This window comes from Terrimonas rubra (assembly GCF_042686025.1).
Lineage (GTDB): Bacteria > Bacteroidota > Bacteroidia > Chitinophagales > Chitinophagaceae > Terrimonas > Terrimonas rubra.
The window spans coordinates 1,791,604-1,806,310 of record NZ_JBHUOZ010000001.1 but is presented as its reverse complement, the minus strand read 5'-3'; the positions used below and the strand labels follow the sequence as shown (position 1 = coordinate 1,806,310).

The 14,707-nt window shown below is 44.5% G+C and carries 10 protein-coding genes; 5 read left to right on the top strand and 5 right to left on the bottom strand.

From position 1 onward, the window contains the following. Positions 1-67 precede the first annotated feature (67 nt). Both ACFS6H_RS07635 and ACFS6H_RS07630 read left to right on the top strand, forming a co-directional pair. On the top strand, positions 68-2,032 hold the full coding sequence (locus ACFS6H_RS07635) for an ATP-binding protein (protein ID WP_386096890.1): 1,965 nt from the start codon (positions 68-70) through the stop codon (positions 2,030-2,032). 19 nt (positions 2,033-2,051) lie between these two features. Then, positions 2,052-2,696, top strand: coding sequence for a response regulator (locus ACFS6H_RS07630; RefSeq protein WP_386096888.1), 645 nt, complete (start codon positions 2,052-2,054; stop codon positions 2,694-2,696). Positions 2,697-2,983: 287 nt separating this feature from the next. On the opposite strand, the gene ACFS6H_RS07625 is transcribed toward ACFS6H_RS07630, so the two are convergent. Further along, positions 2,984-3,373 (bottom strand): SET domain-containing protein-lysine N-methyltransferase, encoded by a 390-nt coding sequence (locus tag ACFS6H_RS07625; protein ID WP_386096886.1) that lies wholly within the window; start codon positions 3,371-3,373, stop codon positions 2,984-2,986. A 96-nt stretch (positions 3,374-3,469) separates the two neighbouring features. Between ACFS6H_RS07625 and mgtE the strand changes: the two genes are divergently transcribed. Next, positions 3,470-4,864: a magnesium transporter gene (mgtE, locus tag ACFS6H_RS07620; RefSeq protein WP_386096883.1), complete on the top strand. Its 1,395-nt coding sequence runs from the start codon at positions 3,470-3,472 to the stop codon at positions 4,862-4,864. A gap of 84 nt (positions 4,865-4,948) precedes the next feature. Here the strand turns inward: mgtE and ACFS6H_RS07615 are convergent, their stop codons facing one another. Both ACFS6H_RS07615 and ACFS6H_RS07610 read right to left on the bottom strand, forming a co-directional pair. Beyond that, positions 4,949-5,605 (bottom strand): hypothetical protein, encoded by a 657-nt coding sequence (locus ACFS6H_RS07615; RefSeq protein ID WP_386096881.1) that lies wholly within the window; start codon positions 5,603-5,605, stop codon positions 4,949-4,951. 187 nt (positions 5,606-5,792) lie between these two features. Next, a complete protein-coding gene (locus tag ACFS6H_RS07610; RefSeq protein WP_386096879.1) occupies positions 5,793-6,311 on the bottom strand; it encodes a GNAT family N-acetyltransferase in 519 nt (172 codons plus the stop codon). A 180-nt stretch (positions 6,312-6,491) separates the two neighbouring features. Between ACFS6H_RS07610 and ACFS6H_RS07605 the strand changes: the two genes are divergently transcribed. After that, entirely contained in the window at positions 6,492-9,347 is a 2,856-nt protein-coding gene (locus tag ACFS6H_RS07605) for a DEAD/DEAH box helicase (RefSeq protein WP_386096877.1), read from the top strand. A gap of 293 nt (positions 9,348-9,640) precedes the next feature. Then, complete coding sequence (locus ACFS6H_RS07600; RefSeq protein ID WP_386096875.1) at positions 9,641-10,936, top strand: MFS transporter; 1,296 nt, start codon at positions 9,641-9,643, stop codon at positions 10,934-10,936. Between the two features lie 14 nt (positions 10,937-10,950). On the opposite strand, the gene ACFS6H_RS07595 is transcribed toward ACFS6H_RS07600, so the two are convergent. Together ACFS6H_RS07595 and ACFS6H_RS07590 are read right to left on the bottom strand one after the other, a co-directional pair. Next, entirely contained in the window at positions 10,951-12,300 is a 1,350-nt protein-coding gene (locus ACFS6H_RS07595) for a DUF389 domain-containing protein (RefSeq protein WP_386096873.1), read from the bottom strand. A 91-nt stretch (positions 12,301-12,391) separates the two neighbouring features. Further along, entirely contained in the window at positions 12,392-14,707 is a 2,316-nt protein-coding gene (locus ACFS6H_RS07590) for an aminotransferase class III-fold pyridoxal phosphate-dependent enzyme (RefSeq protein ID WP_386096871.1), read from the bottom strand.

Genomic DNA, 14,707 nt, shown 5'->3' with positions numbered 1-14,707 from the left:
GATCTCAGGCCTGAGATCTAAGATTTAAAATCCTGCCTATCTTCGCATTGCCCAAACCAAAACTCACATGTTTAAAGCCATTACCCTCCTCCTTTGCACCGGGATACCGGCATTGCTGTATGCCCAAAAGAATAAAGCCATACTGGATAGCCTGGAAAAACTCATTCCCCGGCAAAAAGACAGCGCCCTGGTTGCCACGTATAACGAATTAACCTGGCAATACCGCCTGGTAGATGGCGAAAAAGCCATTGCCTACGGCAACAAGGCCATCGCCCTGGGAAAGCAAATAAATTACTTAAAGGGTATTGCGCAAGCCTATAATGACCTGGGCATTATTTACTACGATAAAGAACAATACGATACCGCTGTGCATTTATATGAACAGGCGGTGCAGATGCGTAACCAGTTAAAGGATGAACTGGGTGTAGCCAAACTGTACAACAAAATCGGTATTGTATACCAGCGCCAGGGTTTGTTTGATAAATCACTGGATTACCAGCTGAAAGCACTGGAGCTTTTTAAAAAGTTCAATAACGACCAGGGTGTCTCCTATTCCCTGAATAATATCGGTATCCTGAACCAGAATATGGGTCGCTACCAGGAAGCCATCAGTTACCAGAAACAATCCATTGCCATTAAAGAAAAAATGGGCGATAATTACGGGCTGGCCGGCTCTTATGTGAATATTGCCAATATTTACCTGCTGGAAAAAGATTTTCCCCAGGCCGAAAGCTATTACCGTAAAGCAGTGGACATTACCCGTATCATCGGCGATAAGGAATACCTGTCCAATGCCCTGAATAACCTGGGTACTTTGTTTACGGACACCAAGAGATATAATGAAGCCATTCCCCTGATACAGGAATCATTGAGCCTGCGGCAGCAGTTAAAAGACACAAAAGGTATGGTGAGCTGCCTCAATAACCTGGGCACCGTTTATACGAATAAACAACAGTACGACTCTGCGGAGCTGTATTTAAACAATGCCCTCAAGCTGGGCCTGCAGGCGGTAAATACTCTACCCGAGGTAAATAAAGTATACCTGTCCTTATCCGGTTTGTATGAAAACCAGGGCCAGCATGCCCGGTCGCTGGAGATGCTGAAAGAGTATGTTAACACCCGCGACTCCCTGTATACGGATGAACTGGGTCAGAATTTTGCCGACCTGGACCGCAAGTACAAAACCCTGGAAAAAGAGAAAACGATCCAGCAGCAGGAGTTTGATATCAAACAAAAAGAATTCTCCATTACCCGCCGTAATTACTGGATAGCGGGCATCAGCGGCTTACTGGTATTGGGCAGCCTGCTGGCCTACTCCTTCTACCGCCGTAAACAACTGCAGCAAAAAGCGGCGCTGCAGGCCACTATTATGAAACAGCAGGACCTGGCCACCAAAGCCGTGATGGAAGCGGAAGAACAGGAAAGGCAGCGTATAGCCCGTGACCTGCACGATGGTATCGGCCAGATGATGAGTGCTGCAAAAATGAATTTATCGGCCTTTGAATCTGAAGTAACCTCGGTGCCACCACAACAGAAAGAATCATTAGGACGCATTATCGCTTTGGTAGATGACAGCTGCAAAGAGATACGCAGCGTGTCGCACAATATGATGCCCAATGCCTTGCTCAAGAACAGCCTGGCAGCGGCTATCAGGGATTTTATTGACAAACTGGATAAAAAAGCCTTACAGGTACACCTGTATACCGAAGGTTTGGATAAACGTATTGACGCCAATGTAGAGGCCGTTTTTTACCGGGTGATACAGGAATGTGTGAACAACGTGATCAAACATTCCGGCGCCAATACCCTCGATATATCAGTGATGCGGGATGGCGACGGCATCAGCGCAACTATCGAGGATAATGGCAAAGGTTTTGACACGAATAATAAAGCCAATTTTGACGGCATTGGATTAAAGAATATCATTACCCGTGTACAATTTTTAAAAGGTACGGTTGACTTTGACGCCACACCTGACAAGGGTACACTGGTAGCCATACATGTACCCCTGAACGAAACCGATAAATTGTAGTACATTGCAATTACCACGCATGAAAGCAGACAAAATAGCCCTCGCCATTGTAGATGACCACCAGATTGTAATTGATGGTATACTGGCCCTTTTAAAGGGTTATGATTGCTACGATTTTGTTTTTGCTACAACGGACCCCCATACGGTGATTGAACGTTTATCGCAAAACCATGTAGATATTTTATTAACGGATGTCATGATGCCGGGGCTGCCGGGTAATGAACTGGCCAAGCTGGTAAAACAACAATTTCCGCAGGTAAAAATATTGGCGCTTTCCATGAGCGGTGCAGGTGATGTGGTGGATGAAATGATCAACCAGGCCGATATATCGGGTTATGTGTTAAAGAATATCGGCAAACAGGAGCTGGTAACCGCCCTGAAGAAAATTGCCGGCGGCGGTATGTATTTCCAGGAAGATGTACTGAACGAACTTGATAAAAACAGCACCCGTAAAAAACAATTACCCGAAGTACACCTTACCGAAAGAGAAATAGAAATTACCCGCCTGATAGAAAAAGAGTACAATAACCGCCAGATAGCCGATGCTTTATTCATCAGCGAACGCACCGTGGAGACACACCGCAAGAATATCTTCCGCAAAACGGGCACCAACTCTGTGATAGGGTTAATTAAGTATGCGTATGAGCATAAGCTGATCGTTTAAGTAAATGGACAGTTGACAATGGGCAATAAGCAATTGGCAAGAACAGGCTCATTACGTATTACCCACTTTTCACTGCCGATTAACGAAACGAAGGATGAACGGAGCGTCGCAACAGCAGCCCGATCAGGGAATTACAGCCGATTACAAACTGATGGTATTCAGTATATAGTATTTAGTATACAGAAGGAAAACCTGATACAGCACGACAACCTTGAACCTCTTGAACTTTGAACTTTTTGAACCCTTTACAATCCGGCACGACAACCTTAAACCCGAAACCTTAAACTTTAAACCTTTACATCAAACCAGATCGGTTTCTCATCATTCCACTCACCATTGTAATTGATGAATAACTGTTCGCCTGCCTGTATGGGACGAACGGTTTTAATAATGATGTTTTCTTCATCGTAATCCATATCATAATCGCAGTTGGCAGTATAGGAATGGTTGTACACGGGTACCCAGCCCATGGCCATGCAACACTGCATGCCATTATGCCCGTCCCATTCAAAAATATAATCGTGTAAGGTGGTAGCATCCAGCTTTTCCCTTTCGGCATCACTCATCACAATAACGGGTGATACTTCAATTACTTCACCTGCATCGATGGCTTGATTGGTAAAAACGCCCCTTCCCATATTGTCAGTACGGGCAATAAATAAACTGGATAAAATCATAACCCCAAAGTAAATGGTTTTTCGTTTGCGTTAAGTTTACATTTTTTTTTATGAACGGGGGTTTTCATGCCGACCGCATTCCCTTAATTTTGGGGCATGTCCGAGATGTACGATACCGATCTGACGATCAAAGAGCAGTTTGAGGCCGTTATTAAAACGGAGGACAAGCTGGCAATTAAGGAGTTTTTAAACCACCAGAACATCAGTGATGTGGCTGACCTGGTGTATGAATTTCCTGATTATGAGAGTAGTATCATTGCCGGCATGTCGGTACACCGGGCTGCCAGCGTATTTAAGATCTTAGAGATCACCACCCAGAAAAGCATTATCCAGGACCTCCCGCCCAATACTGTAGCCTCATTACTGAATGAACTGCCGGCGGATGACCGCACCGACTTTTTAGAGGAATTACCCAGTAATGCGGTGAGGGAACTGATCAAGTTACTGGATCCGCAGGAACGCAGGGTTACCCTATCCCTGTTAGGTTACCCCGAGAACAGTATCGGCCGTTTGATGACGCCTGACTACGTGTATGTGTACCCCGATAATACCATTGAGGAGGTTTTTGCTACCATCCGTAAATATGGCAAGGACAGTGAGACCATCAACGTTATTTACGTGATCAATAAAAAAGGGGAACTGCTGGATGACCTGCGCATTCACGAGTTTATCCTGAACCCGCCGGAAAAAAAGGTATCGGAGCTGATGGATGACCGTTTTATCGCCCTGCACCCCGAAGATGACCAGGAAACGGTGAGTGAAGTGTTTAAAATGAATAACCGGGTGGCCCTGCCCGTGGTAAGTGGCAGCAATAAACTCCTGGGTATTGTAACCATTGACGATATTTTATGGGTAGCGGAAGAGGAGTTTACGGAGGATATGCAAAAAATGGGTGGTACGGCTGCACTGGAAGAGCCCTATATTGAAATACCCTTGTTCAGACTATACAAAAAAAGGATCATCTGGCTGATCATCCTCTTTTTTGGTGAGCTGATCACTATATCGGCGATGCAACAGTTCCAGGACGAGATTGCGAAAGTGGTGATACTGGCCACCTTTATTCCCCTTATCATTTCCAGTGGCGGCAACAGCGGTTCACAGGCTTCTACCCTTATTATACAGGCCATGGCCCTGGGCGAAGTAACCATTGCCGATTGGTGGCGGATCATGCGCCGTGAAATTCTTTCAGGCTTTATGCTGGGCATTACCCTGTGCACACTTGGCGTAACCATTATTTATACCTGGCATTTATTATCGCCCCAAACCTTCGGCTTACACTATATGTCAATTGGTTTAACTGTTGGCTGCTCCCTGCTGGGCATTGTCATGTGGGGCTCCTTAATGGGGTCTATGCTGCCTTTATTATTAAAAAGGCTGGGGGCTGACCCTGCTGCTTCCAGTACTCCCTTTGTAGCTACCTTGGTAGATGTAACAGGGTTGATCATTTATTTTTCGGTAGCCTACCTGTTCTTAAGCGGCAGTCTTTTATAAGCAGGTAAAACAGGTAATTTTATTTGAATAGCATAAAAAAGGTCCGGCGAAAACCGGACCTTTTATTTATCGTTCCAAAACTCCTTATAAAGGAGCTTCTTCTGTTTTTTCATCTTCACCTGCAACAGGAGAAGGAGGAGCGTCAAACAGGTCGGTCTGTACCGCGGGGCGGTTTTCAGCTACCGGCGCTTCTTCAACAGGAGCCGGTGTTTCTTCCGGAGCCGGGGCAATTTTAGGTTCAAACACCTCTTTTGCTTCTGGTTGTTTTACCGGCTTAGCAGGGGCCGCTTTTTTTACCGCCTTTTTAGGAGCAGCTTTTTTGGGAGCCACTTTTTTAGGAACTGCTTTCTTCACCACTTTTTTAGGAGCGGCTTTAGGTGCTGCTTTTTTTACTGCCTTTTTAGGAGCGGCTTTTTTTGCAGTCTTTTTAGGGGCGGCTTTTTTAGTAGCTATTTTCTTTTTGGCAACAACTTTCTTCGCGGCTTTTTTCACTGCTTTTTTTACCGCCTTTTTAGGAGCAGCTTTTTTTGCAGCCTTCTTGGGGGCGGCTTTTTTAGCAGTTTTTTTAGGCGCTGCCTTTTTCACAGCTTTTTTAACCACTTTTTTGGGAGCGGCTTTTTTTACAGCTTTTTTAGGAGCTGCCTTCTTAGCGGCTTTTTTGGGCGCTGCCTTTTTCACAGCTTTTTTAGGAGCTGCTTTCTTTTTAGCAGGTGAAGGTTTGGCTTTTTTCTTTGTTGCCATACATCAATGTTTTTTTAGTTGGAATGATAGGTAATGAAGTAAAAATGAAATTACAACGAATACAGTGGTTCAACAAAAAATTATAGCAAGTTTTTTATAAAACGCCTGTATTTTGTTGCTAGTACCATTCTAAGATAAGCACAGTAAACTCATTATCCTACTGTTTTTATAGAAAAAACTGTTTTACTCAGTTATTTACCGTTACCGGCTCAAAGAGGCTGAGGGTATTAGGACTCTGCGGAGGCTGTATACTGCTGCTGCTTTGCATCCCCAGTTTTTGCAATAACCTGATAGAAGCTGTATTGGTGGGTAAGGTTATGGCCACAATGGCCGGCAGTTGCAATACCCCGTAACCATAGTCCAGCACCGCCTTAGCCGCTTCAAAAGCAAGTCCCTTGCCCGTAAAGCCAGGCAGCAAAGCATAACCTATATCCGTGTGGAGCAGGAAATCACGGTTGATCAGCCCGCACATGCCGATGGATTCATGGGTATGCTTATCTTCCAGCAACCAGGGGCCGTACCCATACTGCTGGTACAGGTAGATGATCTTATCCCGCATGTAACGGTGAGCATCCTCCAGGTTATTCACATTTCTATCGCCAATAAATTCAAGCCAGGTGGGATTATTTACCAGTTCAATAATAAACGGAGCATCATCGTAAGTAAATTCCCTGATATACAATCGTTCAGTTTCAAGAATAATCATAATAAACAGTTCGAATTTGTCAGTTGATAAGGTAGGTTGAAGATAATGTTAACCCATTGGATTTGGGCTACCAATTATCATTTTTTTAAATATTTAAGGGCCGGGGCGTTGATATTATTATTTCCGATTACAGGCCGGTTGTTATAAGTTTGCCACCCATTTTTATATAAGAAGAAGGTAATGGCGAGTAATAAGACGAATAACGCACTGATACTGTTTGCACATAAGATTGATACACCGAAAGGGTTTGTACAATTATTAAAGGTGGACAAGGAGGCCAAACCTCCTGTATATGCATCTAACGCCATTGTAAACAAAAGCTTACAGCAACAGTTTGGCCACTTACCACAGGAGGCATTAAAAGCGTTCGCCAGCTTTAGCGACGATAATATGGATAAAGCGGTAAGCGAGATCAAACAACGGTATAACCTCCAAAAAAGTCCTCTCCCCTTCCAGCAATTCCAGCAACAGCAGCTGTTAAAATATTATTATGACCGGCTACTGGATGCCAAGCCCTTTATACCGCTGGTCAAATGGTATCATACCCGTGAACTGCTGGATAAAAAACGCTGGCTTACAGCTCCCTGCAGCATCAGCCCTTACCGGCCGCAATTAAGTTTTGAAGTGGAGAGCCGGGACGATGGCTATTATCTTACCACCTGGATCAATATTAACGGAACCCCGTTTGCGCTGGACAGCTTTACGCGTAAATATTTTTTGCTGGAAAGCGGCAATGAGTATTTCATCTTATACTTCGGCGATTACCAGACCCTGGAATGGCTGCGCCAGCAACAACCTGAACAATATGCTTACAATCCGGCCGACCTGATACAATATATTTTACTGGAGCTGGAAGGCAAGTACCCGGTTAAACGTAATAGCCTGCAAACCGAAAATACCATTAACACAGAGCCGGTTGGCCGGGTGGTACTCAGTGAATTAAGTGGCTCCTTTTTAATGCTTACCCCACAATGGAGTTACGATGGATATATTATGGAGGGCGCCTGGCAACCTGTAACCGAATTATCGGAAAAGGGACAGCTGGTGACCATCAACCGCAATGAAACGCAGGAAAAACAATTACTGGACCTGTTAGAGGCCCTGCATCCTAAATTTCCCGACCAGAAAAACGGTTATTATTACCTTTCTTTTGCCGAAGCTCAAAAGAAACAATGGTTTTTAAAAGCCTATCATAAATTACTGACCAGTGGCATTGACCTGCTTGGTATGGACATGCTGAAACATTTCCGCTACTCCACCCATAAGGCCGTGACCACCATGGAACAACTGGAAGCCACGGAACAATTTATCCGTATCAAATTTGTATTACAGTTTGGTACCGAAACGGTACCCCTGAACGAACTGCAGAAAATATTGCTTGCCGGGCAAAGAGCTGTGTTGTTAAAAGACGGCAGCCTGGGTGTGCTGGGCGATGACTGGCATAAACAGTACGCTACTTTTGTTAAACACGGCAAAGTAAATAAACAGGAGCTCACCATTGCCAGCTGGCTGGCTATTCCGCTGCAGGATGGGGATAACCTGTCCTTACAACCCGCCATTAACTATAGCAACTGGTGGAAACGCTGGCAGGCATGGCTGGCAGGCGAAACAGTGTACACTGCGCCAGCCGCTATACAGGCCAATTTGAGAAGCTACCAGCAAAAGGGATATGAATGGATGCGTTTATTATCCGATGCCGGGGCAGGTGGCTGCCTGGCCGATGATATGGGGCTTGGTAAAACATTACAGACCATTTGTTTTATCGCTTCGGTTATTGAAGCCAACCCTTCGCAACAACATATCATTGTTTGCCCCGCATCCCTGGTATATAACTGGGAACAGGAGTTTAAAAAATTTTTACCGGGTATAAACCTTTCGGTACACCATGGCGCCCAGAGAAATGATGCGGTGTTACAGGATAAAAATGTACAGGTATACATTACCAGCTATGGCACCCTGCGTTCAGATATAGAAAAACTGAAAGCTTTACAATTCGGGGTTATGATCATTGATGAAAGCCACAATATAAAAAACCCTTCCGCACAAATTACCAGGGCTGTGGGTGAAATATGGTCAACCTACTGTTTTGCACTCAGTGGTACCCCGGTAGTGAACAATACCTTTGATCTGTACGCCCAGCTGAACACCGTATTACCCGGCATGTTCGGCAACCGTGAGTTCTTTAAAAAGGAATATGCTGATCCCATTGACCGTTTTGGCGATGAGGAGAAAATGCAGTACCTGCAAAAGATCATTGCGCCCTTTGTATTACGCCGCACCAAGGAGCAGGTAGCCACCGACCTGCCGGAAAAAACGGAAACAGTGCTCTGGTGTGAAATGAGCAACAGCCAGCGGGATATGTACGAAAGCATCAAGGAGCAGATACGCGGCAATATCTTCACCGATATTCAGCAAAAAGGTGTAGGCCAGGCCAAGCTGGCCGTAATACAGGGTATCTTAAAACTAAGACAGGTATGTAACTCTCCCCTCCTGTTGCCCGAAGAGGATAGAACGGCCAGTGAATCCATTAAAATGCAGGTACTGTTTGAAGAACTGGATAATTTACTGGCCAAGCATAAGGTACTGGTGTTTTCACAGTTCACCAGTATGTTAAACCTGATTGCCGGCCAGGCCCAAAAGAAACAACTCAAATACTACCATTTCGACGGGCAAACCCCGGCAGAAAAAAGAATGGAGATGGTCAATGCTTTCCAGCAGGAAGACAATGATACCAACCTTTTCCTCATCAGCCTGAAAGCCGGTAATGCCGGTATTACCTTAACGGCGGCCGACTATGTATTTCTCTTTGACCCCTGGTGGAACGAGGCCGTACAGCAGCAGGCCATTGACCGTACCCACCGCATTGGCCAGACCAAGAGTGTATTTGCCTATAAAATGATCTGTAAGGATAGTATAGAGGAAAAGATCATCCAGTTACAAAGCAAAAAGAAAAAGCTATCTGCCGACCTTATCTCCACCGATGACGGATTTATACAAAACCTATCGGAGGAAGATATTGCATACCTCTTCGCGTAAGGGTTTAAAGTTTAAGGTATAAGGTTTGAGGTTGTCGTGCTGTATCAGGTTTTCCTTCTGTATACTAAATACTATATACTGAATACCATCAGTTTGTAATCGGTTGTAGAAATGCTATCATCGTTCCTTGCGTCGCACACTGCATCTTCCGGTTCACTGATCAGCAAAGAATAGTGATCAATGAATAATCAGCCTTCTTTTGCCAATTGCTTATTGCCCATTGTCACTTGTCAACTATCATTTGTCAATTGCCTATTGTCCATTGCCTATTGCTCATTTAAGACTTTGATCTTTTGGAACAATCCAATAACTACTACCTTTGCACCGCTATGAATGACGACTCCTCCATCAAACAGGTTACTTCCGACCCTTTTGCTGCATTAAGGGTGATTCAATACCGAAACCTCATTACCGGCCGTTTTATGTTTGTCATGTCCCTGCGCATGATTACTTCCGTGGTAGGCTGGTGGATCTACGAACTGACCAACGACCCGCTGGCCATTGGCCTGGTGGGACTGTCAGAGTTTATCCCGGCTTTTATCATGGCCCTGTATGCCGGGCATGTGATTGACAGGAGTGAAAAACGCAACCTGATGTTACGCAGCATATTTGTGTATGTATGTGTAGCGGGTGCGTTGTTGTTTTTATCAGGCGGTTACATCGGCTCTCACCTTAAAAACAAACAGATCGCCTGGTGTATCTATGGGCTCTTTGTCATTACGGGGCTGATACGCTCCTTTGTAGGGCCCAGTTTCAGTACCATGATCGCGGGTATCGTACCCCGGCATTTGTTACAAAATGCCATTACCTGGAACCAGGGTGCTTTTTTAACGGCATCCGTTACAGGCCATGCCACCGGAGGTTTTTTAATTCATTTTATTGGCATACACAATACGCTCATTGTTGTTTGCAGTATCATGAGTGTTTCAATGATTGTACTCGCATTTTTAAAAAGACAGCCGCCGGTAGCCAAGCCGGCCCAGCAAACCACTTTACAAAGCATGAGCGAAGGCTTACGTTTTGTATTTAAGACCAAGGAGATATTAGGTGCCTTGTCACTGGACCTGTTTGCCGTATTATTTGGTGGTGCCGTAGCACTGGTGCCCATCTATGCCAGGGATATTTTAAAAGTAGGCTCTATAGGCTTTGGCTGGTTAAATGCGGCTACGGATATCGGCGCCATCATCAGTGTGCTTACTTTAACCTTCCTTCCTATGCGCCGCAACCAGGGCAAAAAACTCATGTATGCAGTAGCCGGCTTTGGTGTCTGCATTATTATTTTTGGCCTGTCCAAATGGTTTATACTTTCTTTTCTGGCATTGGTCATTGCAGGCATTATGGATGGTGTAAGCGTGGTAACCCGTGGTACCATCATGCAGTTAAAAACACCGGACCATGTTCGTGGCCGGGTAATGAGCGTAAGCTCTATGTTCATTAACAGCAGTAATGAATTAGGGCAGTTTGAAAGCGGTACCATGGCCAGGTTGCTGGGTGTTATTCCTTCTGTGGTATTCGGCGGCTGTATGACCATTGGTGTAGTAATAGTCACCTGGTTCAAAGCCCCTTCATTACGGAAGATGCAGTACTGATTTTAAATGATCAGTTAATCGAAACGTAACTGCAGATTTTGTAAACCCAGCTTTTCTTTTACCAGTTCGGTCATCTTGTTACGATCAGCAGGAACAGGAATTCTGTTAAACTGTAACTGTGCCGTCCAGGAGGTATCTTTTCTGGCTTTAGTCATATTATACGCAATTATATTGGACACACGTACGGTTTGTATACTGGTATCAATGGTATGTACCAGCCTGGCTATTTTATATTCCAGGCTATCCACGTATAACTGCTGGTTAGTTATTTTCTGCAGACTGTCCACCCGCCTGTATAAATTTTGTATGGCCGCGTTATTCATTTCCAGGCCACTGCTTACCTGGTCAAAATATGATTTGGCAGCCACCTTGCTATCCTGTCCCTGGAACAATACCAGGCCTACATGCCCCAGGAAATAACCGGGCATTTTTTTTACCAGTTCGGTATACTGAATACTGTCAATATTCTGACCCAGCATACTCAACTCAATAACGGGTTTATTCCGGTTATAGAGCAATCTTTTGGTGATCACAAAATGGTCCTTATCCTGTACTTCATTTTTAATGAAAGCATTGGCATTTTTTTCAAAAAAATACCGGGTAACAATATGATAGGTAAGGTACACACTTGGAATAAAGGTAATCACCAGCAAGGTGGCAATCACCGTCCTGGTGCGTTTACGTTTTTTCCTGTCATGAATACTCACTTTAGGATAACCGAAAAGATTGACCATTAAAAAAGTGGCTGTGCCGATAAATACCGAGTTGATAAAGAACATATAAATGGCACCGGCAATATACCGCCACTCTCCAATAGATATACCATAACCTGCGGTACACAAAGGCATCATTAAAGTAGTAGCAATGGCCACCCCGGGTATTACATTGCTGGCCCTTAATTTACTGGAACTGGCCATGATACTTGCCAGGCCGCCAAAAAAAGCGATCAGCACATCGTATAAAGAAGGAGAAGTTTGTGATAACAACATCTGCCCCGCATCCTTCATGGGACTAATGATAAAAAACAGTGTAGATGTAATGAGTGATAATAAAGCCGCCACGATCAGGTTACGCAAAGCTCTTTTAATGAGTTCCCAATCATTAATACCCAGGCCGAGACCCAGGGCCGATATGGGACCCATCAGCGGCGATATTAGCATGGCACCGATTACCACGGTTACCGAATCGGTATTTAAGCCCAGGCAGGCTATAAAAATAGCGATCACCAGTACCCATAGGTTTACACCCGCTATCTCAGCGCTGTCCCTGATACGCTCCGTTGACAGCCGGATACTATCCGGGTCATTCGGCAAACGTAGTTTTTTGCGTAAATAAGTCAGTACACGTAATACACGAATTGTCATGGGTGCGTTTTAGTGACAAAAGTACCCATTGTAAACGCAAAAGGAAAATTCAAAAAAATGATGCAGTATCAGTCATCAGTGCCTTGCCGGTTTATACCTTATCCATATTCATCTCCTCCAATACTTCTTCCAGTTTTGCTACCATTTCCGTTGCATCGATCCTGTTAAATACCAGGGGTGGTTTTATTTTTAGTACATTATATAAAGGCCCGTCTGTACTTAATAAAAATCCTTTCTCCTTCATCCTTTCAACAATCTCATTGATCTCCTGTACGGCAGGTTCTTTTGTTTCCCGGCTACGCACCAGTTCGGCGCCAATAAACAGCCCATGTCCCCTTACATCGCCAATAATGGAGTATTTATCCATTAAAAGCCTAAGCAAATGCAGGAGATGTTCCCCGGTTTCTTTCGCATGCTGCTGCAGGCTTTCATCCTTTATTACATTTAATACCGACAAGCCCGTGGTCATGGAAACAGGATTACCCCCATAGGTATTAAAATATTCCATTCCGTTATTAAAGCGCTCCGCGATCTCTTCGGTTACAATCACAGCCGCCAGCGGATGCCCGTTCCCTATAGGTTTTCCCAAGACAACTATATCCGGCTCTACATCCTGTAATTCAAAGCCCCAGAACCTTTCACCCACTCTTCCAAAGCCAACCTGTACCTCATCGGCTATGCAAATTCCACCGGCTGCCTGCACATAACTATATACTTCTTTCAGGTAGTTTGCGGGCAAAGGTATCTGACCACCCACGCCCAAAAGTGTTTCGCAGATAAAGGCCGCAACACCTTTGTCAGCTGCAGATAACTGTTCAATAATGTTTTTAACGGAACCGGCATATTTACTGCCGGCATCTTCGTGCTGATAGCGGAATTCACCCCGGTATAGATCGGGAGAAACGGCTTTGTGGATATATGGCTTTTGTGCAAACCCGCCTTTCCCGTCAAACTTATAAGGACTCATTTCCATGGCAACAGTTGTTGTTCCATGGTAAGCATGATCTAACACAATCACATCCTGTTGTTTGGTAAAATGCCGGCTCATTCTTATGGCCAGGTCATTCGCTTCACTGCCCGAATTGGTAAAATAACATACAGAAAGTTTAGGCGGTAAAGTTTGTATCAATGCTTTCGCATACGCAGTAATGTTGTCATTCAGATACCTCGTGTTTGTATTTAGTATAGCGATTTGTTTCTGCATCGCTTTAACCACTGTAGGATGACAATGCCCAACATGGCTTACATTATTAACACAATCCACAAATGTATTACCCCGATCATCATACAAATACTGCAATGCGCCTTTTACAATTTTTAAAGGCTGCCGGTAACTTATACTCAGGTTGCGGCCGATATGTTTTTTTCTTTCCTTCAGTAATGAACCATACCCGGCAGTTTTATCAATTAACGGTGGAAAGCCGCAGGACAACCTGAAACCATCCTGTGCCTTTACCGGGTTTATTTTGATGAGCCGGTATAATAAATCCCGGGCCTGTTTTTCCGACACAAAATGATGCTCATTCTGTGAGCTTAACGAAGCATTATAGGCCGATTGTGTAAGGCTGATGCACAACCTGGCGGCTACCAGGTAATAAAGCAGGTCCGTTTCCTGCATTGTCAAAGGGTACTCCCTGTGATACCCTCCCACTATTTTACCAGCTACATGTAAAGGGTCGGCCGTATCAAACATAGCATAGGTACAGGCAATGGCCAGGTTATTGACCAGGGCGCTGTACACCATATCACCAAAATCGATCAGCCCTTTTATCCTGTCATTCCCAACTAAAATATTCAGGTCATTTGCATCATTATGAATATAGGCCTGCCGTAACGAAGAGAGAAAGGGTGCTACTTCTGTTTCAAACTGCAGTAAAAAATAGCCGACCATCCTGCGCAGTTCATGATCCTTTATATATTTTACATTCGTATAAGCATCGATGGCGTTGGCCACATCCCAGGTATAATGCCGGTGTATGGCAGCATGTGAAAAATGTTGTAAGCCCTTATCCATCTTACCCAAAAAAGTACCCAGGTCGGTATATAATGCATCACTACGGTCTTTATTATCAGCCCAGAATGTTCCATCCAGGTAAGTAAGCACCCTGATATAATAAACAGCACCGGAATATTTTACAACTGATATAGGATCGCCCTGTATATCGGGTACAATTTGCTGGAACATGTCCTTCATACCCGTTCCGGAAAGATGTTGTAAAATAGCTACCTGCGCTGCAATAAAACCGTAGTGATGGTTTTCCGTTGCTACTTTCAGGATATACTTTTTTCCCACACTGTCTTCCAGTAAAAAATTCTCTTCATCATATCCTTTCAGCCGGCTTACTTTTACATCCAGGCGGTATTGGTCATTCGCCAGTTGCCGGATAACGGTTTCACTAAAATGCAT

What these genes read in the sequence shown, in the direction of transcription:
- ACFS6H_RS07635 (WP_386096890.1), top strand. Translation starts at nt 68, where the DNA reads ATGTTTAAAGCCATTACCCTCCTCCTTTGCACCGGGATACCGGCATTG.
- ACFS6H_RS07630 (WP_386096888.1), top strand. Translation starts at nt 2,052, where the DNA reads ATGAAAGCAGACAAAATAGCCCTCGCCATTGTAGATGACCACCAGATT.
- ACFS6H_RS07625 (WP_386096886.1), bottom strand. Translation starts at nt 3,373, where the DNA reads ATGATTTTATCCAGTTTATTTATTGCCCGTACTGACAATATGGGAAGG.
- mgtE (WP_386096883.1), top strand. Translation starts at nt 3,470, where the DNA reads ATGTCCGAGATGTACGATACCGATCTGACGATCAAAGAGCAGTTTGAG.
- ACFS6H_RS07615 (WP_386096881.1), bottom strand. Translation starts at nt 5,605, where the DNA reads ATGGCAACAAAGAAAAAAGCCAAACCTTCACCTGCTAAAAAGAAAGCA.
- ACFS6H_RS07610 (WP_386096879.1), bottom strand. Translation starts at nt 6,311, where the DNA reads ATGATTATTCTTGAAACTGAACGATTGTATATCAGGGAATTTACTTAC.
- ACFS6H_RS07605 (WP_386096877.1), top strand. Translation starts at nt 6,492, where the DNA reads ATGGCGAGTAATAAGACGAATAACGCACTGATACTGTTTGCACATAAG.
- ACFS6H_RS07595 (WP_386096873.1), bottom strand. Translation starts at nt 12,300, where the DNA reads ATGACAATTCGTGTATTACGTGTACTGACTTATTTACGCAAAAAACTA.
- ACFS6H_RS07590 (WP_386096871.1), bottom strand. Translation starts at nt 14,707, where the DNA reads ATGCATTTTAGTGAAACCGTTATCCGGCAACTGGCGAATGACCAATAC.